We start from the raw sequence: 24,807 nt of genomic DNA, 5'->3' as shown, positions 1-24,807 counted from the left end.
TAAAAATATTAAATAAAAACAAGCTGTTTATAAAACAATATTAAATAGAATAAAAGAAGTTAAAATCATGTAGTTTTTGTGAGTTTGATAAAAACGTAGAAGAAAATATTGTTGATTACCTAAACTGCTCAGAGAGCGTTTTTAAATAAAAGAAGAAGACATATTAACTATGTGAGGATTATGCAGTCGTAGATACTATTTCATCAAGTTTCTTCATTAAACTAGATTCTATATGTTCTGTCCATAGCATCTCTGGCACATCGACAAAGAGAAATAATTCAGAAAGTAAGATTGTTTCAATGGCAGTTACAGCAAGGTTTTGAATCCATTTCCCTATTCCAGCAGTAACTTTAACTCCATTTGGTAACTGTTCAAAAGTGAATGTTAATGCTCTATCTGCAGCAATTATATCTCTTAATATTCCTCCCTTCTGTGCCTGAACTATTGCCTTATTTCCTTCTACTTTATATTGTGTCTTCCATCCATCATTATTTAAATAAGTTACAAAATTCTGTATTACAGCTTGTAGATTAGGTATTGGTGGATACATTTTCTCTTTTTTAAAAACTCCCATGAGTTAAGTAATATATCGAAGTATATAAATTTTTTCCATAGAATTATATACAAAAAATAATAGAATTTAGTGAGGGAAAAAAGTTTATAAGCAAACAAACATCTATCTTATTGATGCGAAAAGAGTTTTTTATAAGTTGGACTGCAACTTCAATTCAACTAATGATAAGGTTAAGTTGGGGAGTAATTGCAGTAATATTTTCTAAGTTATTAGATTTAAACTCTTTAGAAATAGGATTAGTTCTATCTTTATTTTACTTAGGTTATATTTCAAGTTCAATTTTATGGGGATTTTATATTGACTATATAGGGCCTAAAAAGGTAATTTTTATATCTTCAGTTATTTCTGGAATTTTCCTTTTGCCTATATTTTTCGTACATAACGTAATTGAACTTTATCTTATATATTTAATAGAGGGTTTTTCGACAGCAGGATTATTCCCTTCATCAGTTAAGGTGATTTCATATTTAGGAAACGTTACAACTTACATTTCATTACTTGAAAGTTCAGCCCCTATAGTTCTGCTCATTTTATCTATCTTATCTTCAATTATTTTAGTATACTGGAATTATTTTTACATTGCTATTATTCTAGTTCTCTTGCTTGTATCATTTTTCTCTTTCTTTATTAAAATTAACCACATTCCTACTAAAGGAATGAAGAATATCATTTTAAATAAAAAGATGATAAAAGTTAGTATTATAAGAGCTGGAGAACTTTGGGGTACCTGGGGAACATCTTCATGGTTATTTCCTTTCTTAGTGCTTTATGACGATATTGATAAAACCTCTGCTGAGGTCCTCTTTTTCATATATTCTCTAGGTCAAGTAGTTTCTATAATTGTTGCTAGCAGAGTAAAAAATGAGAAATCAGCAGTCTTATTCTCTCTCATATTTTTCATATTATCTTCTGTCATAATAGCTTTTATCAAATCATTTTACTTATTGTCTCCAATAGCTTTCATATTAGGTTTGTCATCATTCCTCTATAGACCTACTACAGATTCTTTAATTGTAAAAATTATGGGAAATGAAAATGCTGGAAAATCAATGGGATTTGCTAATGCAGTCTCTCAAATAGGAAGTTTAATAGCACCTATATATGTGGGATTAATGATCTTTCTTGGTTTTAAGGTATTAGCTATTATTGGGCTATCTATTGGACCTCTGGTCTCTCTCATTCTCTTGTTTTTCGTTTAATATATTCATGTACTTTTATATACATATATATACTTTCTCATAAGTTTTTGTCGTTGGTTTAATAATCTTGTTTAATACACAAAAGTACAACGTAATTATCTTATTTTTTCACCTTAAAATAAGGCAATTAAACTCTGTTTACATTTATCCACATTTACACATTTTTAAATATATGGTGTTTTTTAGTTACTCTAATCAAATATATTAATTGGGATTAAAATGGCTGAAAGGTTAAAATTTCCAGATGGCAGAGAAGTAGACATACATGAAGTACTATCATTCCTCTATGGATTAGGAGGTAGTGAAATACAAGTACTACACTTACTATTATCTGGAGAAAAAATGACAAGTGAGGAAATAGCTGGAAAATTAAGAGTATCTAAAGCCTCTATTAATAAGGCAATAAACAATTTAGTAAGCAAAGGATTAGTAGAGAAAGAGAAAATACCAGAGGAAAAGAAAAGAGGAAGACCAACATTTGCTTATTATATTAAAAAAGAATACATGTATAAGAAAGTAAATAGTGACGCATCAAGATTAGTAATTAACGTTAGAGAGACAATAAAGAAATTACTTTCTGAAAGGACATGATTGCCAATAAATAACACAGTTTTTAGCTTGAGATAAAGTTAAGACTCTATTTATTGCTTTACAATAACTTATATATCCTTGATTAACCCTTTTTATATCAAAGTATTCACACTGAGAAGAAAGCTGTTCATTTAATAGGTTTACTTCAGAGAAGAAGTTTATCTTTAGTTCATTCTTTAATTCTTGTTCAACATAATATCTGCAACTTTTAAAATTATCATAACACCTACTTTTTGTAGTGACAGTATCATCTGGTGAAGGTAAAAGAGGAGAAGTGCAATATCCATTTCTGTAATAAGGACAAACCATAAATTAACTCTCTTTAATTGAACTTAAAAACTTAGAGGTAGTGTAAAATAAAATCTAGCTCATCAAAAAGTTAAACATACAATATTTACATTCACGCATAAACAAGTATCACTCGCAATATTTATGATTTATTGAAAAACTTTTTATTCTTATATATCTTGATATATTCAATGAATAAATTAATTCCAATAATTTTGGGAATAATAGTTATAATAAGTATTATAATAGCAGTAAGCATGAGAACACAAGTAACAATGGCTATAGGCGGATTAGGTTATATTTTTAAGGTAAATAACGTAAACTATGCTGGTGATAATTCAGTCCAAATATACTTTATTAGTTGGTACGGCTGTCCTAATGGGGCGACTTCATCATGGATTCTTTACTTAGTTTTAAATAAATATGGGACAGTAAGTGTTATTCCTCACTCATCTAAGTTTGCACCAAGATTAGGCTCAGCTATACCTGGCCTACTTTTCTTAAACTACACTCCTAAATCAAACGTTTACTTTCATTTTATTTACCTTTATAATGAATATCTAAATGAAACACTTAATGGAATTCCTATTACTAACTTTACTGGAAACCAAGCTGTCTATCTAGGCTTAAAAGAATTAAAAAGTGAAGTGCCTCACTGGGTATATCAATTAGCTTTCTTTTATAACATTGGGGATAAACTAGTAAATCAAGGAAATGGATCTATTGCATTAGCTTATCATCATTTAGTTACTATGTGCTTTATTACTGGACCAAAGGGAACATATGCTTTCATACTCTACTCAAATCCAATAACTCCAGAAAAACTATTACAAGCTCTAGGTGTTTCTTCTTTATCGATGAGCGAGGCAAAAAGCTTAGCTTCTCACTTACTTAGTAGTAAAGAGATGCCTAGTATTATTTTACAAGCAGAACAGAATTTAAATCAAGTAATTTCTATTGAACTAAATATTTCAGATTGAGTTACTGGAGTTTTATTTAGTTTTTTGCCTATCAATTTCTCTAAAGCTATGAAAGTAGCTGGTAAAGCACCAGTAGTACCAGCCTCTCCAACTCCCCTAGCCATACTAGGTAAATCAGAAGGAGTCTCAATATATTCTAAAGTTAATTTATAACTTGCTTCTAAGGAAGTAGGAACTCCAGTTTCTGCTATGCTTGAATAAACTGGATTACCATTTTCATCGAAAGGGGCTCCTTCTAGATACACTTGAGAAATCCCTTGTAAAATACCTCCAATTAGTTGACCTTCAACCTCTTCCTTAATTATTGCTTTACCTACATCGTCAATTGCATAATATTCCAAAACGCGTGGCTTAAATGTTTCGTCCATATCAACTACAGCAATATGAACTCCAGGCGTGTAAATATCGGAAGCTTTATAGAAAATTTCGACCTCTGTGTATTCATCTGAGTTGATAGCTTGCTCCAAAGTTATTCTCTTTTTCTTAAGAATTTCTAATAAACCTTTACAAGCTTCTATAACTGCAGAACCACCAGCTGCTGCAGATCTACTTCCGAAACTACCTACGCCCTCTTTCACGGTTTCTGTATCATTAAGTAATACATTAATTTTATCTGGAGGTATATTGAGAACTTCAGAAGCTAATAATGCGAAAGTTGATTGATGTGCTTGTCCATGAGGACCAGTACCTACAAATACCTCAACTTTTCCTTTTCCTACTCTTACTTTAGCCCCTTCACCCGGAGAAGCTCTTACTACTTCAGTAAAAGCAACTAACGCTACACCTTTATTTTTATACTTTTCTTTTAACTCTCTATATATTTTGTCTCCTCTTTCTATTAATTCATGATAACCAGCTTTGTCTATTTTTATTCCCAATGGTGTTACAAATTCTCTATCAATAATGTTTTTCTTCCTAGCTTCCACAGAATCCATATTTATTGCTTCAGCAAAATCCTCAACTAATGTTTCGGTAATTAATGCTGCTTCGGGCCTTCCTGCACCTCTATAAGGACCAGTAGGTGGTTTATTAGTATAAACTCCTACAGCCCTTATTTTCATGAATCTCATTTTATAAGGTCCATTTAATAAGCCAGCTATAAACGCTGGTGTAGTGGTATTGAGTGTATATGCATAAGCACCTAAATCTACAATGACTTCTCCTTCAAGGCCTAATATTGTACCATCCTTTTTGCCATAAAGCTTTACCCTAGACTTTACTCCTCTCCCTTGAGTTGGGTTTGTTAAGTGTTCTCTTCTAGTTTCAATCCATTTAACTGGTTTCCTTAAGATCATTGATGCTAATGCAGCTAAGACATATTCTGGATGAGCAGGAACTTTGTTTCCAAATCCTCCCCCAACATTGGGAGCAGATTTTACAATTATTTTATCTGGTGGTAAACCTAAAGCTTCTTGTAGATCTGATCTAATACGAAAAGACGATTGAAAACTACCTATAATATAAAGCTTCTCACCATCATAATTCGCTATTACTCCTTTTGGTTCCATTGGGTTTGCCACTATTCTGTCTTGTAATATTTCTCTTTCTACTGTAATTTCTGCATTTAGTTTTTGTTCTACGTCACCACCACTTAAGTTGATATCTATTGCTATATTTCCACCCGGATGAATTTTCTCCTCATTTTTTAAGGCTTCATCTATGCTCGTTACTGGATTTAATGTATCGTAATTTACTGAAACTTCTTCAATTTTATCTTCTATTTCGTACATATCTTTTACAACAAATGCAACAACTGGTTGACCAACAAAATTCACTTTTCCATCAGATACAACTGGCATCTTTACCAGATTTTGAGTTCTAGGATCTGGTCTAACTGGCATATATTTTTTAACTTTATTCCAATCTAGAAACAATTCAACTCCAGAAGGCTCAGTGTAAGAATTTACTATTGCTCTTGCGTAAGGTGATCTCACTACGCCCAAATATAGCATATTAGGTAAATTTATATCATCTATATAAACGGATTTACCAGTTATTATTGGATAGTGCTCTCTCAGTTTCACAAAGAGAGGAATATTTGAAAAATTAAAAGTTTGTCCTCAAACGTGTTTGAAGAATAACAAAAATTCATGTTAACGTTACTAAGTCCTATAAGTTTTTAGCCTATTCTCTTCATTTTCAAAACCTAAGAGAATCTAAAACTTTCCGGAAATACTTAATATAAGTATGCGAAATTTTTAACCGAAAGATTTATTACTGAACGCTAACGTTCACGTTGTTGCCATTAAGATATAAATAAATAATTTCTCATTCCTAGGGATTTGGCACTTAATAATAACATCCCCTTATGAAAGAAACTTTTTAAATCTCAATAGAGGAGAGACTATACGTGCAGAGAACTTTCACTGGAGTATATGTAAATATTAATCAGTTAGGTTTAGCTTTACTTCAATGGCTAGAAAGTAAAGGTTATAAAACCCAAATATTATCAGCTGGACAATATATAGTTGTGCAAGCTAAGAAAGAGGGAATTTTAAGGACAATTTTTGGTGCAAACAGAGCATTTACAGTTAGGCTTTCTGGAGGTCAAGGAGTTCTAACAGTAGATGTTGGAATGAGTGATTGGTTAAAAGCTGCTGATGTGACAGAAGATGTTATAGCGGCCATGATTTTTACTCCTTTAGCTGTTATTGAGGGAGTTGAGGAGGTTTGGAATATAAGAATTGAGGAAGATATTATGAAAGAGATTGAAAGACTAATAAGTATAATGAATCAGCCAATGATGGGATTTCAACAACCAATAATGTATCCTCAACCAATGATGTATCAACAACAGAAAGTTTGTAGATCATGTGGATTCAGTAATCCTATAAATGCTAGATTCTGTATGAATTGTGGTTCACCCTTATAACTATTTTTTAATTTAGCCCTTAGAATATTAATATGGTAAGCAGAGTTAGAGATTGGCTAAGACAAGCTGAAAGAAACTTGCAGTCTGCCGAAATAAACTATCAAGCTAAGTTATATGAGGAAACTTGTTATGAATCACAGCAGTCTGCCGAAAAAGCTATTAAAGGGCTTTTAAACTTTTACCATAAAGAAAAACGTGGGCATTCAATTACTTTACTTTTACAAGAGTTGCAAATAAGCGTTTCTGATGATCTGCTTATGTGTGCCCAAGAGTTAGATAAACAGTATATTCCCTCAAGATATCCAGATGTGTATAGTGAAGGAGCACCAGCAGATTATTACAATGAGAGGAATGCCCTTAATTGTATAGAATGCGCTCGTAAAATCTTAGATTGGGTGAAAAGTATTGTGGGAGGAAATATGTGAACTTTATAAGGATTTACAACCTCGCCTTATAATTCTCTTTGGTTCTTATGCTAGAGGAGATTACACTGAGGAAAGTGATATTGACATTTTGATAGTTTCTGATAAACTTTCAACAGATCCAAGAGAAGCTTTTATTCAAACTTTTAAACCTAAAGGTAAAATAATTCCAACAGCATTTAATACTTCAGTTTTTCTCAAAAAGTTAAAAGAAGGAAGTACATTCTTGCTGGAAATTCTTGAGGACGGAAAGATTCTATGTGGCGATGAGGAATTTATAGCAGAAGTAAAGAGAATATATGATGATATAAGAAAAAGGTATAAGAGAAAGGGAAAAGTATGGTATTGGAACTAAAAATCTCACATTTCATTACTGATATCTTTTCAGGTAGTTTACTACATTCCTAGATAAATGATTTTCTAGTTCTTTCACGTGGCGTAGTATTGTTAAATAAACTAAAGTTAAGGCATTTATGATCTCTATATAAAGAAAAAATTATATGTAATAAATGTCAGAATTTTTGAGAAAGTTATAGAAATAATTATATCACAATGACAGCACTAAGTCAGATATTTTTAAACTCTACTATGAAACTCTAAACAAGAACCTTGATTTTTATCTTCTCGTTTAGTTAGACGTTCTCTTTTACGTTTATGGCACAACATGAGATTTAGATAAAGAAATAAAATATAACTACTAATAATAGCGTTTTCACTAGTATTTCCGGAAAGTTTTAGATTCTCTTAGGTTTTGAAAATGAAGAGAATAGGCTAAAAACTTATAGGACTTAGTATTGCTATTCTTTTGGAGTGACATTCCACATAGTGTTTACTAACTTGGTGTTATTTTAGCACTTTTAATCAAAAAATCATCTATACTAAACTTAAATTGTATTATGGTAAATATTAGATATAACTTCTCGTTTTTATATAAATTTTCAAATAAAAACACTCCATAATCAAAACGCGAATAAAAAAAGAAGATTAATTAAGTAATCCCAATTCTATTTGCTATATTATTTTCTCCTTATAATTATTCTTCATTTAGATAATAAAAATGTTGATACTTTGCCAGCAAGTTTTACGGAAAGATTGTCAGTTAATTGACAAGTTTTATATAAATAAAAGTTGATACTATACTAAGAATTGAAAGTGAATAAGAGATTTAATGAGATCAGACTACTTAACTTCAACTTGATAGAACATACTATTTCGCTGATGCAAGATAACATATAAGTTAGAATCTCTAGTATAATTATCTTTCAATTTCTATTCAAATTTATAGTTAATTCTATCATTATAAATCTTATTTATTTAAATCTTTATCAACAAAAAATTTAATAGTTAATAGTTCAGTACTTAACATTATGGTCCAGTATAAGTGGATTGCTTTATCAAACACAAGTCTTGGTGTGTTTATGGGATTTATGAATGCTAATATTGTTTTAATATCATTACCAGCAATATTTAGAGGAATTAACGTTAACCCCTTTTCATCTTTTCAATATTTGCTTTGGATACTTTTCGGTTACTCAATAGTTTCCGCAATTCTTGTAATCAACATAGGTAGAATCTCAGATATCTTTGGTAGAGTTCGAATGTATAATTTAGGTTTCGCGATTTTTACAATAGGGTCAATTCTTCTCTATATAACTCCTGGTACTGGAAATATTGCTGCACTTCAGTTAATCATATATAGAATTATACAAGGAATTGGAGGATCATTCTTAATGGCTAACAGTGCTGCCGTATTATCTGAAGCCTTTCCACCAAATCAAAGAGGCTTTGCCTTAGGCTTAAATGGTGTAATAGGAATATTTGGAGGAGTTGCTGGAATTATATTAGGTGGAATATTAGCGTCAATATATTGGAGAGATGTATTCCTTGTTAGCGTACCTATTGGAATTATTGGAACAATATGGTCTTACAAATCATTGAAACAATTAACACCTCCTAATAAGAATCAAAGAGTAGATATACTAGGAAATATACTTTATGCTGTTGCCTTAGTCCTTGTCTTAGTAGGGATAACTTACGGTATTTTACCCTATGGAAGCTCAGTTACTGGATGGACTAATCCTTACGTAATCGCAAGCATTTCAACTGGCGTAGCTTTATTTATATTATTCCTTTACATAGAAACTAAGGTAAAAGATCCTATGTTTAGAATTGAGTTATTTAAAGTTAGAGCTTTTACTATGGCTTCATTATCCATTTTATTTGCACAAATTGCTTTTGGTGGGCTACAATTAATGCTAGTCTTACTATTACAAGCAATTTGGTTACCATTACATGGTATTCCCTATTCTCAAGCACCATTCTGGGCTGGTATTGATTTATTACCTTTATTAGCTGGATTCGGAATAATGGGATCTATTGCTGGGAGATTATCAGATAAATACGGAGCAAGAGAATTAGCAACAATTGGTTTAGTGATCCTTGGTTCTGGACTAATATCACTAACTTTCCTGCCTTACGATTTCAATTACCTTATATTTGCAATAATAATATTCATTATGGGTATAGGAAATGGACTTTTCGTTTCGCCTAATATGGCTGCCTTAATTAATGCAGCTCCACCACAACATAGGGGTTCTGCCTCTGGAATAAGAGCCATGTTAACAAACACTGGGAGTACATTAAGTATAGGGATATTCTTTACTATTGTAATTGATGTACTTTACTTGAAATTACCTGGTGCTTTAACATCAGCATTAACTACTGCTGGAGCTCCGCAGTTAGCACCAATTATGAGTAAAATACCACCAACTGCAGCATTATTTGCTGCGTTTTTAGGTTATGATCCAATAAAAACTATTTTAGCTCAATTACCATCTAGCTTAGTAAATTCTATATCCCCTTCTGCTTTGGCAACAATCACTGGAAAATATTGGTTCCCAACAGTAATTGCACCAGCATTTATGGATTCATTAAAAATTGCGTTCTATTTCTCAGCAGCTCTTGTCTTTATTGCAGCTATAATATCAGCACTGAGAGGAAAGACAGTAATCTATGAAAGAGATATGGCTAATTTACAAAACGCAGATCCAAAACCAGTGAAGAAAGAAAGTTGATTTAAATTTCACTCATCATGTTTGTTAATAACTCTTTTTATTCATCTAAATCAGAAATAATGTCTAAAAATAAGGCTAAGTTTTTTAAAAAATAACTATTAAAAATAAAAATTTCCTTAGACTTTTACTCTTTTACAAAACCGTATTTTCCATACACATATCCTAGATAAAAGAAAAGAAGTGAAATAAGAAAGACTGTAATCATATCATATGGTGATGGGATTAAATTAATTCCTCCAAAAGAACCTAAATAAGAGACCAATAATATGCTTATTAGCCAAGCTACATACCACCACCCTCTCTTCAGCTCTGTTAAAATTATATTCCTAAATTTGCTCTTATTTCTAATCTCATAATAAATGTAAATCGGGATTCCAACGAGAGTTGATGATATTGTATACAGAGTCGTAGGATATGTAGCCCAATATATTAATAAACCTCCTAATGAAAAAGCTATAGGGGCTATTATTTTAGCGTATTTAAGTTTAAACACTCTTTTCCTATTATCTAACTCTCTTAAAACTAATAAGGAGACTGAGGCAGGGGCATAGCTTATCACACTAGCTACAGAGAATATGCTTGCCTCTGATAAAAATTGAGGAAAAGCAAAAAGATAGAATATACCAATTAAAAGAGAGACTATTAATGCCACATAAGGAACACCACTTCTGTTTAACCTTAGAAAAACTTTGGGCATATAACCATTCTTTGCATTAGCATATAATACTCTAGCTGCAGAACCGAAATAAACAAGAGTAGAAGATATTGTAGCTATTATCGCAATTATGAAAAAGTATATTCCTAAAATTAGGATATTACTAGTAAATTCTTGAGGTATTGGAGCTGATAAGCTAGATATATAACTCCAATTATATGGCTTAGTTCCTATAGCACTCCAATTTAAAGCTCCAAGAAAAACTACTGATAACAGAAAGTAAATTCCCAATGAAATAAGAATAGAATAAATTACAGCTCTAGGTATATCTTTACTAGGATTTTTCATCTCTTCTCCATAATCTATAGGTTGCCTAAATCCAGCATAAGCGTAAACTGTTATTGAAGTTGCTGTAAGCACACCAGATAAACCATAAGGAGCTATACCACTAGGAGGAGTGAAGTTTGAGGAATGAAATACAAGAAGTGGCGTAATGATAATAAATGCAACAAGTCCAATTACCTTAATCCAAGTCATAATATCATTAGTCATAGATACTAACTTCACACCATAGTACTGAACTAGAAATAATATGAGAATAATTAAGATTGTAACTATTTCTCCCAAAGGCGTTAAAGAACCATTATGAAATAAAGAAGGATAAAAGAAAGCTAGATATTCAACTACAGCAACAGTTTCAGAAATTACTGCCATAAAATAACCTATAAATGTTCCCCAAGCATTAAAGAAACTTGCAAAAGCTCCATGAGAGAAGTGTAAATATCTTACTACACCACCAGTCTCTGGATAGGTTGAACCTAATTCAGCAAATACTAAACCTAATAAGGACATTATAACAAATCCTATTAACCAACTGAGAATTCCCATTGGACCTCCATATGCAAATACTATAGCTGGAAGAAACGGAACCGCTGAGCCTAATATTCCACCTAAAGCTAAGAATGCTGCTGAGATTGGACCAATTTCTTTCTTAAATGCCATAAGTATATATAAAAATAGTCATAAATAGATTTTTGTGTTAATAATGAGGAAGTATATCTCCGAATATTTCCACTCAGCAAAATGCTAAAAACTACCTAGCATAAAAGACTTACATTTGCCATAAACAGTAGATCCAAAATCAAATTATGAAATATATTTATAGTATTTTATAACCATCAAACTAATTAAGACTAATGTACTAAGAATTTATTCAATAGATCTTCACTTCTGATATTTAGAATAATTTACTGAAAATTTGGTCTTTTAAACAATTAGGTTTTAAAATCCTTGAAAAAATTGAACATGTTTGAGGAATTATTTATAAGGCATAAACATATCTTTTCCTTCATGCAAAACGATTTTACTTTACCACCAACTAAAAGCGGTAAATCACAAATAGTTTTCCCACCACCATGGCACTACGGAGTAACATATATTTCAGCCCATGTAAAATTTGATAAGGATTCAGCAAATCAACTTTTACCATCGTTTTTAACTACAGACGGAGAAGGATGGATATATATAGCTGAATTCATCTCAACTTCTGATTATAACTGGGATTTTATGTATCAAGATCCAGAACTAGTTCAGTATATGGAGGGGGCTATAGGGTTTAAGGTTAATTTTGAAGGTAAAAATTACTTATATTTTCCCTTCATGTGGGTAGATAAGGACTGGGCTTTAGTTAGGGGTTGGCTTGACGGCTATCCTAAGAAAATAGCTAAAATTGCTATGACTAGACTTCATCCTCTTTTACCGAAATATAACAGACCAGAACCTGGTTTAAAACTAGGTGGTTACGTAACTAGAGGGGGAGGGATAATGTTTAGATTACAAGTAGAATTAAAAGAGAAAGTTAACAGTGTACCATTGAAAGACTTCGGACCTTTCTTAAATCTAAGAAGATTTCCATCTAGAGGAGATAGTGAAGAAGACCTATATGAAGTTGCTAGTAGGGTAAGAGATGTGAGTAATTATGGTGAAATTTGGAAAGGTGAAGCTTATGTCGAATTAGGTGGTTATGTTAATGATGAGGTAAATGTTCTTAAACTTGAAGAAGTTTATGCTGGATACTTTTATACTCTCTATTTCAGAGTTACTACTACAAAATTACTTAAGAGAATCACGTTACAAGATCTCGTAAACAAATAATCTTTTTTGTTTTCATGTTCAGCTTCTAAAAGATGTTAAAAAATTTGAATATAAGAAATCATTTAATAAATTGTATCATAAATATGTTTAAAAACTTTAAGGTGAAATTTCATCAAGTCTTTTGTTTGCGGTATAATGCCCTCCAATCATGGCAATTATTGATGAAACAACTAAGAATGAGGCTATAAGTCCAAAAAGCGCAACAGTTGAGTGTAGTGAAGAGGCTATAGATGTAATGTATAAAACTCCTATTCCTCCCCCTAAATGTCCAAAACCATCACACAATGCAAAACCTGAAGTTCTTGCTCTTGTAGGAAAGCTTTCACTGGTCCATGTATAAGCTATTGGAACCCATACATTAAATCCGATAAATAGGATTATTGCTCCTAAACCATCAATAATTAAGTTAGGAATTAAAGCGATTATTAAACCTCCTATAACTGTTATTAAAGCACCTATTCCTATCCACCATTTTCTTTCTACTTTTTCTCCATATAGAGTAGCTATTACTGCTGCTAATATAAATCCAATTATACCAAAAGCAGATATCATTCCAGCTTCAGATGGAGAATATCCTTGAGCAACTAGAAGAGAAGTCAATCCAGATGCAATACTATAAACTGTTGTATATGCTAAGAACCAGATTATAACTAATAAGCCAAATCTCTTTAAGTAAGTCTTATTGGTAAATATCTCTAAGTATGGAACTGGTTTAGACTGAGTATATACCGGTAATAAGCTAGGTAATGGAGGTAATTGATGTCCTCTATTTTTCACTTTTTCTTCCATCATGTTTACAATTTTTTCAGCTTCATCAATTCTATTTTTACTTACTAACCATCTAGGTGATTCTGGCAAACTAAACCTTAACGCAAGTCCTATAAATGCTAACAAACCACCAATAATATACATTAATCTCCAACCGTTAGTTGCAAAATACCCAGAACTTCCTAAAGCTACTGGTAAACCTTGTGGAAATGGGGCTGGTGGTGTAGTTAATAATAATCCTAACCATATTGCAAGAAATCCACCAATTGTTGAAAATATAAAAATTGCTGAGACATATTTTGATCTATAAGCTTTTGGTGCTACTTCACTTACATAAGTGTTCACAATTGCTAAATCTGCTCCTACACCTATACCAGTTATTGTTCTAGCAATAAAGAAATTAATATAATTCGGTGCAAATGCATTATAAAATGAGCTCAAACCCATTATAAGCATCGTTATCATTAGCATATCTCTTCTTCCTATCCTATCGGCAATTGGAGACAAAATTAAAGAACCAATAACATAACCGGCAAGATTTCCTAAAACTACTGGTCCTAGTAATACTGCAGCTTGTGAAGGTGTAACGTGGAATAGAGTTATTGCTGTTTGAACGAAGCTAACATTTATATTAAATATATCAAAAAATGTAAACAGCTCACCAACACCTATTATTCCTAAAAGAATGTAATTAAATGCCCAAGTTGGAAGTCTATCAAGTCTAGCAATTATTTGTGAGGCTTTTTCAGATATTTCCTTAGACATATGCTACTTTCACTTTAAGGTTATTATTAAAAGACAAATTAAACTAGTTTCATATTTTACGTTTTCATCACAATATGATTTAAAAATATATTATTATAATCATTAATTGAGAAAGCATATTTAAACTTTTGGATCAAAATTTAAATTATGTATGTTACAATTTTACCAGTAGAAACAGTACTTGTTGATTCAATATACGAAAGTGGTGATTACTATTTAGTTAAGCTAGGAAATTATTACGGAGTCACAAAAGATAATTATATCACTTATATGACTGAAAATAAACTTATTGCTTTGTTAACCCTGTATGAGATGGGATTAGTTAAGCCTAGAAAGATAAAAGAAGTAAAAGAGCTTGTTTTACTTAGACTATCTCATGATGATATATTCAATAATGGTGATATAGTACTCAGAAAAAAGGGTAATAAGGAATATGATGTAATATCTTTAGATAATTTGAAAGAAGAGAATTTACTCATTTATGACTGGAAGTTCAATGCAGTTGTACTTAATGACGAGGAAAAACATCTAACATATATGTTAACTTTTGATAGATGTTATGAAAGAGAAGAATATAAAGAGGCAAAAGTATACGAATGCTATAATCAGTTTGGAAGATTTTATGTCCTTGTAGATATTGTAGATTGTGTTGTATCACAATCCTTGACAGTATTAAATAAAATCTCAGAATTAGTGTTTAACATAAATTTTTTAAAATAGGAAAATAAGTATAATTATGTTATTTCTGTTATGGTTTAGGGTAAAACAGCCAGAAAGCATGAGTCAAAAGCAATTAATGGAGATATGGAAGAAAGAAGCTGAAGCTGCACTTTCGGCAGTAAAAACTGGGACCATAAAGGGCTTATATAAAGTTTCTGGAAAGAGAGAAGTTATAGCCATAATTGATGTTTCTTCACATGAACAACTAGATGAGATATTAGAGACCTTGCCAATAACAAGAGAATTAGGACATTCAGTTAGCGTTGAAGTTTATGCAATACATCCTTATGAAAACTTTTATGAACTAATGAAAAAATTAACTAGTTAGCTACAATCACCCTTCTTGTTAATGGTAAGTCAACTATTTTTTCATATTTAATCTTCCTTACGTTAATTTCATAAAGGGAAGTGGTAGAATATACAATATTTTCGTCATCAATCTTGTCCACAGCAGTAACGCCAAAAGTAGGTCTTGGAAGCTCTATATCCAGGGTCTTCCAGTGAGTAAGATCAGCTGAAATCTGTAAAGGTTTACTACTCATAACTTGTGCTAAAGTAATATCACCTAAGTCTAAGAGTCCATGAAAATAACCTCTCGAAATAACTTCAAACTTCTGGAGATCAGTTTTATATAAAGCATTTGCAGTTGCTATTAACAAAAAACTGTTCTTTACAATTAAGTTATGCATATCTGCAAAGAAATCAATAGGTTTTAACTCATTCAGAGTGTCTCCTACTAGCAAATTTCCTTCTTCTACTGACGCTATTATTTTACCTTTATATAAAGTAAAGTCAGTAATATGTGGAAGTCCGTAAGGAAATTCCCAGCCCAACTTTTTCGAAAAATCTGTTAGATCAACAATTAATTTTCCTTCTATTTCATAAATTTTAGGTCCTTCTACTGACGCTACTATTTTACCTAAATTATATAATCTCCAGCACTCTCCCTCTATGGTTTTTCTGCCTCTAACATAAACACCATTTTCAGTGCATATGGTGTCTGGAGGAATAAAATCATGAACAGATTCATCTTCACAACATATTCTTTCTAACTTATTATCATATCTAAATAGACCATTTTCAGTACAAATATAATACATATATAAAGTTATAAATGAAACTAAAAAAGCTTTTTCCTAAATGCTAAATTAAATCTCTTTACAAAGTAAGACATTTAGGATACTAAACTTTTATTAATTTATGGTTTGGAAAAGAACAATTTCCGCAAAAGCTTTAGAAAAAGCTAAAAGTGTAGCTGTAAAAGTAGATGATAAAGTTATTTTTATTGCAAACATAAATGGAAATCTTTATGCAATGGATGCGGTATGTAGTCATGCTAGATGTGTTTTAGGCCAATTAGATGAGCAAAAACTCACAGTGAGATGCCCTTGCCATCACGCAGTATTTGATTTAAAAACTGGGGCAATGCTTGAGCCACCTTATGTTTCTCCAAATGCACCAAAAGAGAAGCTTGGATTAAAAACTTACCAAATTAGAGATAATATTGGCTGGATTGAGGTAGACGTATAAAAACCTATTTTTTCTCATCTTTCTTATCTTTTTCAAGAACCTCTAGTAAATGAACCCAGGCTAGAAAACAAGGATCTACTTGTTGCTTCTGTTTTTCTTCACTCATTGTGAAATCCTCCTTAAAAACCTTAACACTCTTTCCCATGCATCTTGTGAAGCTTCTTTATTATATGATTTACCTCTATCATTAAAGAAAGCGTGATAAGCACCGGGATAAATTTTCAATTCTAAATCTTTTTTGTATTTAATAACAGCTGAAATTAAGTCTGGTAAACCTTGAAGTATTGGTGGATCTTCACCAGCATATAGACCTAAAATTGGACCCTTTATTTTTTCAACTTTCTCAATAGGCTGTGGGTTTCTTCCATAAAATACTATTACTCCATCTAATGGAACTTCAGTAGAAAGTTGGAAAGCTAATCCTCCACCCATACAAAATCCCATAGAAACAATCTTCTTTAATCCTTGAGAATTTAGATAATCGTAAGCTTGGATAAGCCTTTTTATCATCTCTTCCTCTAGTTTTTGCCTATTTAGTACAAGAAGCTGAACTATTTGCTTTTCAGTCTCGCTAAGAGAGTTTATTAACTCCTTATAAGCATTAGGGTCATTCCTTTTTTCTGGTGGTAGACTCCAAACTTTGTACATTACGTTTTGTATATTTTCTGGGGTTAGTACATCGTATCCAGAATAAAGATGTGGTGCAAAACCTAAATAACCTTCATTTGCTAAACGTTTAGCTATGTCTTTAATGTTTTCATTCAATCCCCATATTTCGTGAACTACTATAACACCTAAACTTGGCCTTTCGGATGATGCTAAAAAAGCCTTTACGTTAGAGTAAGTTACCTCTTGTTCTCTCATATTAGTTTGTTAAAAAATTAAGTATTTAAATTTTGTGTAACATTTATAAATCAGTTTTAATCCACAACTTACATCTTATTGTGAACTTCTTTCTTACTTTCTTATATATTTCTTTAACTTATTTTAAAAGTTTTCATCTCTGCGAAATATTTTATATTTTCTAGAATTTTAAGTAAAAAGTGCTCTCATCCCTTAGCTTTTTTATCAGTGCTTATGGCTGTTGGAATTATCTTTCCAGTTGAAAGTTTAAATGCATCAACAAAGCTTCTCTAGGATTTTTGAAAGTAAGTCTGAAACTACTAAAACATCACTTTATAATCTCGTCTTGCATAACAACCAAATAAGATGACGAGTTTTGGGGATAAAGGTCTAAAAAGCTCACAAATTTCCTGTAATCCTTAAACCCAAGATGGTATATTTCTAGCACAATCTACACATTATTATATTAATCTTCTAGAGCACCTTCTGCATATACTTCTGGATATCTGGAAGGAATATAATGTTGCCTTAACTTTCTATCAAATTTCTTTCAGCTTGCCCTAAACCACCCCTAACACTACTTGCTAAACTTATATTATATAATATACCTTGTCTTCAAAAACTAATTAATAAAGATATTTAAGCTATAAAAGATATATCTATATATGGTCAAATTAGGAGATAAAGCACCATTATTTGAAGGAATAACAGACACAGGCGAAAAATTCTCTCTCAGCGATTACATAGGAAAGCACAACATCGTAATTTATTTTTATCCTAAAGATGACACTCCAGGATGTACAAGAGAGGCATGTGCTTTTAGAGATAATTGGAATTTACTTCAAGGCTATGATGTTATTATAGTTGGAATTAGTTCAGATGACATAGAGTCACACAAGAAATTTAAAATGAAATATAATTTACCTTTCATATTAGTAAGTGATCCAGATAAGAAAATTAGAGAACTCTATGGAGCTAAGGGATTTATTTTACCAGCTAGAATTACGTTCGTTATCGATAAAAAAGGAATTATTAGACATATTTATAATTCTCAAATGAACCCTGAAAATCATGTAAAAGAGGCATTAAAGGCTTTAGAAATGATTAAAAAGGAGGAAGAAGGAGTTACGAACTAAGAGCACTAATATTTCCATGAAGTTTTAGACTATCTTAGAAGATGTAGAGAATATACTAAAAACTTATTGGATTTAGTAATGTATGCCTTTTCCTCTAATATGCTACTTTTAAAAGATAATTTATAATTTTTTTCTGTGCGTTTCTTAAATGATAAAGGAACGTTACTTTACTTATATTCAAAAGCCTAGCTATGTCATCAGCACTAACTCTCCTTGGATAATCTAAGTAACCTTTGTTCAAAGCTAATAGCAAAACTTTCCTTTCCATGTCAGTTAACCCCGGATTTAAAAGAGGATTGAAATCTTGGACCTTAACCTCTTCTATTTTACCAAGGGTTTTAAGTTCTTCAACAATCTCATGAATGTTCTTATTATGCGTAACAAAACTCCACATCTCTGCATTTTCAGTAATTTTGTTGCCCAGTATTAGAACTTCCTTATCGTATAAAACTCCAGCTACTGAACCCTTATAAGTATTAAGGAAATCAACATAATATCCATCTTTAAACCTATTTATGTTTACAACCTTAACAACACTTTTATGATTTTTCATCATCTTTATGGCCTCCTTATCTGCAGTATCTATTAAAATTCTACTCCTTAAGTAGTCTTTATGAGGATAAACTTGGAGGTTTAGTGTATAAGCATTGTATGGCATACTGTATGTCCAACAATCTTCGTGAACAATTCTTACATCAACTTTTTTAATCATCATTATATTGTACTCTTTGAAAAATATAAGTATATCTATGTTAATCATTATAATTAAACTTGCAAATGATTATATAAATGTAAGTTTTTAGATATTAATAACAAAAAGAAGATAAAACCAGTTTAATTTTTAGCTTAAATATTACAATGAATAGTTTTGAATTATGGCTGAGGTAATTAGAAGTATAATGAGATATTTCCCTTTGGGAGTTGCAATAATTACAACAAATTGGAAAGGAGAATTCGTTGGAATGACAGTTAACACGTTTAATTCCTTATCATTAAACCCACCCTTAGTGTCTTTCTTTGCAGATAGAATGAAAGGAAATGACATTCCTTATAGAGAAAGTGAATATTTTGTAGTTAATTTTATCGATAATGAAAAAATTTTAGATACATTCGCTAATAAACCAGTAAAAGAGAGATTTAAAATGGTGAAATTTAGAGAAGGATTAGGCAAAAGCCCAATTTTGTTAGATGATTATGCTTACATTGAGGCAAAGTTGTATAAAGTAATTGATGTTGGTGATCATGCAATTATCATTGGAGAAGTAATAGATGGCGAAAAAATTAGGAATAACTTTGAACCGTTAATTTACGTTAATAGGTCATACTATAAAATACATTATTCTCCTTAGTCTCTCAAATATGTTTAATATGCTGTTTATTTAATTACTGTCTAAAATTAAACTGATGATAGAGACACTACGAATTTCTCATGTAGCAATTAGAGTTACGGATTTAGAGAAAGCAAGATATTTCTATGTTGACCTTTTAGGATTTATAGAGACAGAAAAAGATGGTGATTATGTTTATTTAAGAGGGACTGATGAGGGACAGCACCACAGTCTAGTACTCAAAAAAGCAGACTCTCCCGGTTTATCTTACATTGGCTTTAGAGTCAGAAGAGCAGAAGAATTAGATAAGGCTAAGGAAGAACTTGCTAGACTTAGCTTAAAATACACAAAAATAAAGGAGAAAGGAGTTGAAGATGCTATTCTCTTTGAGACACCAGAAGGAATGCCATTTCTTATTTATTATGATATGGAATACGTAGGAGATGTAAGGATGAAGTTTTACACTCATAAAGGAGTGAGTCCAGTAAGACTTGCCCATGTTAATTACATGGTAAAAGATGTAGAAAGAGAGGCTAAATTCTTAAAGGAGGTATTGGGATATTACGAGACTGAATGGTTCCTTGGAAAAGATAATAAGACTAGAGATGTGATATGGTTTACCAGAAGGGGAGATTCTCACGAGGTAGCCATAGCAAGAAGTGAAAGAAAAACACCTGGATTTCATCATGAGACTTATTACGTTCATGAGTTAAGAGATGTAGTTAAGGCTGCTGATATTCTAGCTTCGGCCGGATTATGGGATTCTATTGAGAGAGGTCCAGGAAGGCATGGCGTTACGGAAGGATATTATATTTATCTTAGGGACTTTGATAAAAACAGGATTGAATTCTTTACTGAGGATTACGTTGTCTTAGACCCAGATAAATGGAAGCCAATAGTTTGGAGAAATGAGCAAATTAGATATAGGAGTGACTTTTGGGGGAGACCTATTCCAGAATCATGGCTTAACGAATGGGTTCCCGTGGAGGATATCTCCACGGGTAAATTAAAGGGGTGGTCTATTTGATTAGAAAAGGAGAAGACTATTTAAAAAGCATAAAAGCCCATCATCCAATGGTATATTACGAAGGAGAAATAGTAGAGGATATAACACAACATCCAGCATTTAAAATACCAGTATCTACTGTGGCTAAATATTATGACCTTCACTGGGATCCAGAGTACTCAAAATATCTGAGAGTATATAACCCAGATGTAGGGGAAGAGACTAGTATATCCTTTTTAAGACCTAGAAACAAGCAAGATTTAGCTAAATTAAGGGATGGCTTGATAAAAATCTATGAATATTATAGGGGATTTTTCGGAAGAAGCCCAGATTACTTAAATGTTTGGACAACAGTTTTTTACGCACACGCTGAGGACTATTTTGGAAAATACTTTGGATCAAAGTTTATGGAGAATGCAATAGAAATATATAAGGAAGCTACAAAAAATGACTTATTCTATACACATGCAATAGTAGCCCCTATGTATGATAGATCAAGGCCACCATCCCAATGGGAAGATCCCTATATCCAAGTAGGAATTGTTGAAGAAAAACAAGAAGGTGTGCTTGTAAGAGGGGCTGCGATGATAAGTACTGCTGGTCCCTACGCTGAAATGCTATGGTATTTGCCAAACATTAGGAGAGATAGCGATCCTAGATATGCAATTTACTTCTCCATACCTACTGAAACTAAGGGAGTTAAATTCTTAGCCAGAAGAGGTTTTCAACCAAGGGAAGGAGGAGAGTTTGAATATCCAATAACCTCAAGATATGAAGAATCAGACGCAATTTTAATATTTGATAACGTCCTAGTGCCATGGGATAGAATAATATTCTTCAAGAAGCCTGAACTTATTGAAGACCTAATGTGGCATACGGTTAACTTAAGAGGTTGGTTTAATTGGCACTTTGTAATTCAGCATTATGCTAGATTAAAGTTTCTTGCTGGATTAGCAATAGCTATTGCAGAGGCAGCCGGGATAAATAATTTCATTAACGTCCAAGAGAAGATCGGTGAAATATTAATATATGTAGCATTAAATGAAGCAGCCTTGTATGCCTCAGTTGAAAGGGCCGAAGAGTTGCCTAACATCACAAGACCAGATCCTTACATTTCAATCGCAGCTAGTCACTTTAACATGAAAGCAGTACCAAGAGCAAATGAAATTCTTAGATTAATCTCTGCTGGGTCTTCAATTCCTATACCTGCTGGAATAAAAGACTTCGAAAACCCAGAAGAGAAAAGGTTAATTGATAAGTACTTAAGTATGAAAGGGTTAAATGCTTTAGAAAGAGTAAAACTATTCAATTTACTTTGGGATGTCATAGGATCAGAGGCGGGAATGAGATATGAGCAATATGATAGGTTTAGCAGAGGAGATCCCACGTTAAGATGGGCTCAGACATATACTGAAGTTTTCAAAGATAGAAAACAAGAGTTCGTAAAATTAGTTAAAGAGATAATGGATCAAATGCCAAATCCAAAGACATAAGGTGATATTCAGTTTGACAAAGTTTTTATCTTTTTTAGTAAATGGTATAAGAAAATTAGGAATAGTTGAGAACGAGTACGTTTATGAGGTTAAGGATTTTTCCTCTAAAGAATTTGGAGAAACTTACAAACTAAATGAAATACAATTTGATTTACCAATTAACCCATCAGCGATTATTTGTACACTAGTTAATTCACCCGGAATGATTGGAGTAAAAGATAAGAGAGAAGCAAAAGAAATGATAAGATCTCCAAAATTTTTCTTAAAAATACCTTCAATTGCAGTTCCTCATAAACATCCTATTATTTCTCCGCCAGACGCAATAAGGCCAGAAGTTGAGATTGGTGTAATTACTTATAAAAAGATAAATAGAGGAGCGAGTAGAGATGAGATTAAGGAAGCAATCTTAGGTTATACTGTGTTTAACGACATAACTTATCCACCCGGATTAAAAGAGGATTCTTATTATGCGTACAGAAGAGATCCCAATGACGGAAAAGTTAAAAAACTATTAATGAGAGGGACACACTTTAGGAATAAAGTTAGGGACACTTTTGCTCCTTTTGGGCCGTGGATAGTAACACCAGAAGAAATTGATGATATAAACTCACTTGAAATGAAAAGCTATTATGATGATAAGCTTATACAAAGTGGTTCATCAGAAGACTTCATATTTTCAATCGAGGAAATACTCATGGAACTAGCTAAGGTTCTAACGATTCCACCTTATTCGCTAATAACTAGCGGAAGTATAGGTTACTTAAACGCTGAAGAGGCCTCAGAATATGCTTTAAGACCAAGGAATAATGGGTTATTAATTGCTGAAATAGAAAAAATAGGGAGATTGGAAAATCCTATCTTGATAGAAAAGACTGTCCTTGATAGTTAAACTCAATCTCTTCCTCTTTTCCTCCCCATTTCAGCCTATAATTTCTATTACCAACTAAATATTTTATTACCTCTTCTGAGATAAGGGGGGAACCGTTAACTAAAGGATAGGCAAATGGCAAGTATATTTCCTCTTCTAATCCTTTAAAATTAGTTATTATACTTAATCCGAAAACTATCGGAATTTCGCTAAGCCTCTTTCCTTTCATTATCTGAATAGCAACATATAAGGCACCGTCAATAGGAAATTGTAATTTCCCAATATTTCTCTTTTTAGCTTTAGGAAATATATCAGACAAAAGGGTTTTAGTCCTACCTCTCAGAGGGTGATCTCCCAAAATACCACCAATTATTATTGCTTCTGCTTTATCATTAGGTTTAAGTTCTTCTTCAGCTTGAGGATCTAAAATTATTACGTTTTCCGGATTAAAGATCTCATAAAACCTTTTTTCTGTTGAAGGTAATCCCTCAATCTTTACTCCGGTAATCAAAAGATCTACTTTTTCATTTTTTGCAATTTCATAAGAGTGTTTATATTCTGCTAAAATCCATTTACTTAAAACATCTAAATGCTCAATAACGAATATCATCGGGATAATTTTTGAGGCCTATCTTATAAGCATTAAAAAATCAATCAGGTTTATTAATGAGTTGTCTAAAGAATATACCATCAATTAATGTAGTAAATAAGGACATAAAGACAATGCTCGAAAACTCTACTTGATCTAAAGCGTTTAAACTAAGGCCTATTGAGGTTACAACTTACTATATTTCAAGAAAATGATATACCTAAAGTTATTGAGACTTTAAAGAAAAAGTTAGATCAACAGTGGCATGTTTTAGTTGAACCACCAGTAGTAGTAGTTCCAGCGCAATTTACTGAAAACGGTATAGTTATGGAAGATAGAGCCTGGACTCCACAAGTGAGCTGGAATGAATTGTATATAAATATGCCTAAGTTAATTGATGAAGCATTAAAGGAAATAAACGTAAAATATGCTTATAAAAAAGTTATTATTGAAAAATAAAGATTAGAATTTAGTGTTTTATTAATATATGACCGTTTATAGTTGTAGAGAATATATTTTTATTAGTGCTCTTTCTTAGTATTCTTTACTTATACTGTACTTCTCTAATTATAATTTTTCCTAACCTTCTTTAAATATTCATTAAGAAATCAGTATTTAATACTATTACGTGAAAATATTTTTAAGATAATAGAAATTTAAAGAGACTTTAGGAAATATTATATTAAGTCTTTTAGCGTGTCAATTGTATTGTAGTTAAGGTATAAATTTTAAGGAATAATCAATCTCTTTATGGGGGTTGAAAGGAAAGATTTATATATCATGAATGCTAAAAGTTATAGAATAAAAATAATTTATGCCTAAATCGTGCGCAATGAGAGGTTTTACTAATTTTTATAGCTCCAGCTACTATAAGGGTCTCTGTAAGTTATTAAGAAGTTCATTAAATTCTCTCTATCAAATAAATTGCATTTAGCTGCTTTTAGTCTTTCAT

Annotated in this window: 26 protein-coding genes and 1 pseudogene; 17 read left to right on the top strand and 10 right to left on the bottom strand. The window is 31.8% G+C overall.

Features of this window, described 5'->3' with window-relative positions:
* Positions 1-178: 178 nt before the first annotated feature.
* Complete coding sequence (locus ACAM25_RS08910; RefSeq protein WP_369609382.1) at positions 179-574, bottom strand: hypothetical protein; 396 nt, start codon at positions 572-574, stop codon at positions 179-181.
* A gap of 113 nt (positions 575-687) precedes the next feature.
* Here ACAM25_RS08910 and ACAM25_RS08905 point away from each other — a divergent pair, with 113 nt between their 5' ends.
* Together ACAM25_RS08905 and ACAM25_RS08900 are read left to right on the top strand one after the other, a co-directional pair.
* Positions 688-1,773 (top strand): MFS transporter, encoded by a 1,086-nt coding sequence (locus ACAM25_RS08905; RefSeq protein WP_369609381.1) that lies wholly within the window; start codon positions 688-690, stop codon positions 1,771-1,773.
* A gap of 219 nt (positions 1,774-1,992) precedes the next feature.
* A complete protein-coding gene (locus tag ACAM25_RS08900; RefSeq protein WP_369609380.1) occupies positions 1,993-2,364 on the top strand; it encodes a MarR family transcriptional regulator in 372 nt (123 codons plus the stop codon).
* Here the strand turns inward: ACAM25_RS08900 and ACAM25_RS08895 are convergent.
* Positions 2,344-2,673, bottom strand: a complete 330-nt coding sequence (locus ACAM25_RS08895) for a hypothetical protein (protein WP_369609379.1) — start codon at positions 2,671-2,673, stop codon at positions 2,344-2,346. The genes ACAM25_RS08900 and ACAM25_RS08895 overlap by 21 nt on opposite strands.
* A gap of 170 nt (positions 2,674-2,843) precedes the next feature.
* On the opposite strand from ACAM25_RS08895, the gene ACAM25_RS08890 reads away from it, so the two are divergent.
* Entirely contained in the window at positions 2,844-3,632 is a 789-nt protein-coding gene (locus ACAM25_RS08890) for a DUF929 domain-containing protein (RefSeq protein ID WP_369609378.1), read from the top strand.
* Here ACAM25_RS08890 and ACAM25_RS08885 read toward each other — a convergent pair.
* Positions 3,596-5,656 carry a xanthine dehydrogenase family protein molybdopterin-binding subunit gene (locus ACAM25_RS08885; protein WP_369609377.1) on the bottom strand — a complete coding sequence of 687 codons (2,061 nt, stop codon included), beginning with the start codon at positions 5,654-5,656 and terminating at the stop codon, positions 3,596-3,598. The two genes, ACAM25_RS08890 and ACAM25_RS08885, sit on opposite strands and share 37 nt — an antisense overlap.
* Positions 5,657-5,982: 326 nt before the next feature.
* Here ACAM25_RS08885 and ACAM25_RS08880 point away from each other — a divergent pair, with 326 nt between their 5' ends.
* From ACAM25_RS08880 to ACAM25_RS08865, 4 genes are all read left to right on the top strand, one after another.
* Positions 5,983-6,504, top strand: a complete 522-nt coding sequence (locus tag ACAM25_RS08880) for a zinc-ribbon domain-containing protein (protein WP_369609376.1) — start codon at positions 5,983-5,985, stop codon at positions 6,502-6,504.
* A gap of 32 nt (positions 6,505-6,536) precedes the next feature.
* Complete coding sequence (locus tag ACAM25_RS08875) at positions 6,537-6,929, top strand: HEPN domain-containing protein (RefSeq protein ID WP_369609375.1); 393 nt, start codon at positions 6,537-6,539, stop codon at positions 6,927-6,929.
* Positions 6,910-7,281, top strand: coding sequence for a nucleotidyltransferase domain-containing protein (locus tag ACAM25_RS08870; RefSeq protein ID WP_369609374.1), 372 nt, complete (start codon positions 6,910-6,912; stop codon positions 7,279-7,281). Before ACAM25_RS08875 ends, ACAM25_RS08870 begins: the two co-directional genes overlap by 20 nt.
* Before the next feature lie 1,012 nt (positions 7,282-8,293).
* Positions 8,294-10,000: an MFS transporter gene (locus tag ACAM25_RS08865; protein WP_369609373.1), complete on the top strand. Its 1,707-nt coding sequence runs from the start codon at positions 8,294-8,296 to the stop codon at positions 9,998-10,000.
* 124 nt (positions 10,001-10,124) lie between these two features.
* Here ACAM25_RS08865 and ACAM25_RS08860 read toward each other — a convergent pair whose 3' ends face one another.
* Positions 10,125-11,657 (bottom strand): APC family permease, encoded by a 1,533-nt coding sequence (locus ACAM25_RS08860; RefSeq protein WP_369609372.1) that lies wholly within the window; start codon positions 11,655-11,657, stop codon positions 10,125-10,127.
* Positions 11,658-12,005: 348 nt separating this feature from the next.
* Here ACAM25_RS08860 and ACAM25_RS08855 point away from each other — a divergent pair, with 348 nt between their 5' ends.
* Positions 12,006-12,809: an acetoacetate decarboxylase family protein gene (locus ACAM25_RS08855; protein WP_369609371.1), complete on the top strand. Its 804-nt coding sequence runs from the start codon at positions 12,006-12,008 to the stop codon at positions 12,807-12,809.
* A gap of 96 nt (positions 12,810-12,905) precedes the next feature.
* Here the strand turns inward: ACAM25_RS08855 and ACAM25_RS08850 are convergent, their stop codons facing one another.
* A complete protein-coding gene (locus ACAM25_RS08850) occupies positions 12,906-14,342 on the bottom strand; it encodes an MFS transporter (RefSeq protein ID WP_369609370.1) in 1,437 nt (478 codons plus the stop codon).
* 147 nt (positions 14,343-14,489) lie between these two features.
* Here ACAM25_RS08850 and ACAM25_RS08845 point away from each other — a divergent pair, with 147 nt between their 5' ends.
* Entirely contained in the window at positions 14,490-15,062 is a 573-nt protein-coding gene (locus tag ACAM25_RS08845) for a hypothetical protein (protein ID WP_369609369.1), read from the top strand.
* Between the two features lie 16 nt (positions 15,063-15,078).
* The gene (locus tag ACAM25_RS08840; protein WP_369609368.1) at positions 15,079-15,390 is read left to right on the top strand and encodes a muconolactone Delta-isomerase; all 312 of its coding nucleotides are present in this window, start codon (positions 15,079-15,081) and stop codon (positions 15,388-15,390) included.
* Here the strand turns inward: ACAM25_RS08840 and ACAM25_RS08835 are convergent.
* Positions 15,383-16,162: a hypothetical protein gene (locus ACAM25_RS08835; RefSeq protein ID WP_369609367.1), complete on the bottom strand. Its 780-nt coding sequence runs from the start codon at positions 16,160-16,162 to the stop codon at positions 15,383-15,385. The genes ACAM25_RS08840 and ACAM25_RS08835 overlap by 8 nt on opposite strands.
* Positions 16,163-16,262: 100 nt before the next feature.
* Here ACAM25_RS08835 and sdx point away from each other — a divergent pair, with 100 nt between their 5' ends.
* A complete protein-coding gene (sdx, locus tag ACAM25_RS08830; protein WP_369609366.1) occupies positions 16,263-16,592 on the top strand; it encodes a sulredoxin in 330 nt (109 codons plus the stop codon).
* Positions 16,593-16,694: 102 nt separating this feature from the next.
* Here sdx and ACAM25_RS08825 read toward each other — a convergent pair whose 3' ends face one another.
* Positions 16,695-17,456, bottom strand: a complete 762-nt coding sequence (locus tag ACAM25_RS08825) for a dienelactone hydrolase family protein (RefSeq protein WP_369609365.1) — start codon at positions 17,454-17,456, stop codon at positions 16,695-16,697.
* A gap of 644 nt (positions 17,457-18,100) precedes the next feature.
* Here ACAM25_RS08825 and ACAM25_RS08820 point away from each other — a divergent pair.
* Entirely contained in the window at positions 18,101-18,571 is a 471-nt protein-coding gene (locus tag ACAM25_RS08820; RefSeq protein ID WP_369609364.1) for a peroxiredoxin, read from the top strand.
* 94 nt (positions 18,572-18,665) lie between these two features.
* Here ACAM25_RS08820 and ACAM25_RS08815 read toward each other — a convergent pair whose 3' ends face one another.
* Positions 18,666-19,331, bottom strand: a complete 666-nt coding sequence (locus ACAM25_RS08815; RefSeq protein WP_369609363.1) for a helix-turn-helix domain-containing protein — start codon at positions 19,329-19,331, stop codon at positions 18,666-18,668.
* Positions 19,332-19,446: 115 nt separating this feature from the next.
* Between ACAM25_RS08815 and ACAM25_RS08810 the strand changes: the two genes are divergently transcribed.
* The 4 genes from ACAM25_RS08810 to ACAM25_RS08795 are packed head-to-tail and all read left to right on the top strand — an operon-like array spanning position 19,447 to position 23,287.
* Positions 19,447-19,920, top strand: coding sequence for a flavin reductase family protein (locus ACAM25_RS08810; RefSeq protein WP_369609362.1), 474 nt, complete (start codon positions 19,447-19,449; stop codon positions 19,918-19,920).
* Positions 19,921-19,975: 55 nt separating this feature from the next.
* A complete protein-coding gene (gene hpaD, locus ACAM25_RS08805) occupies positions 19,976-20,926 on the top strand; it encodes a 3,4-dihydroxyphenylacetate 2,3-dioxygenase (RefSeq protein ID WP_369609361.1) in 951 nt (316 codons plus the stop codon).
* Positions 20,923-22,398, top strand: a complete 1,476-nt coding sequence (locus ACAM25_RS08800; protein WP_369609360.1) for a 4-hydroxyphenylacetate 3-hydroxylase family protein — start codon at positions 20,923-20,925, stop codon at positions 22,396-22,398. The genes hpaD and ACAM25_RS08800 overlap by 4 nt, the downstream gene beginning before the upstream one ends.
* Before the next feature lie 13 nt (positions 22,399-22,411).
* The gene (locus tag ACAM25_RS08795; protein WP_369609359.1) at positions 22,412-23,287 is read left to right on the top strand and encodes a fumarylacetoacetate hydrolase family protein; all 876 of its coding nucleotides are present in this window, start codon (positions 22,412-22,414) and stop codon (positions 23,285-23,287) included.
* On the opposite strand, the gene ACAM25_RS08790 is transcribed toward ACAM25_RS08795, so the two are convergent.
* Entirely contained in the window at positions 23,253-23,876 is a 624-nt protein-coding gene (locus ACAM25_RS08790; RefSeq protein WP_369609358.1) for a hypothetical protein, read from the bottom strand. The two genes, ACAM25_RS08795 and ACAM25_RS08790, sit on opposite strands and share 35 nt — an antisense overlap.
* Positions 23,877-23,916: 40 nt before the next feature.
* Positions 23,917-24,048, bottom strand: a pseudogene (locus tag ACAM25_RS08785) (cation:proton antiporter); the annotation flags it as partial.
* Between ACAM25_RS08785 and ACAM25_RS08780 the strand changes: the two are divergent.
* Positions 24,036-24,314 carry a hypothetical protein gene (locus ACAM25_RS08780; protein WP_369609357.1) on the top strand — a complete coding sequence of 93 codons (279 nt, stop codon included), beginning with the start codon at positions 24,036-24,038 and terminating at the stop codon, positions 24,312-24,314. The pseudogene ACAM25_RS08785 and the gene ACAM25_RS08780 sit on opposite strands and share 13 nt — an antisense overlap.
* Positions 24,315-24,807: the final 493 nt, after the last annotated feature.

It is taken from the genome of Sulfurisphaera javensis (genome assembly GCF_041154675.1).
GTDB classification, from domain to species: domain Archaea; phylum Thermoproteota; class Thermoprotei_A; order Sulfolobales; family Sulfolobaceae; genus Sulfurisphaera; species Sulfurisphaera javensis.
The sequence above is the reverse complement of the archived record's forward strand: the minus strand, read 5'-3'. Positions and strand labels throughout refer to the sequence as shown.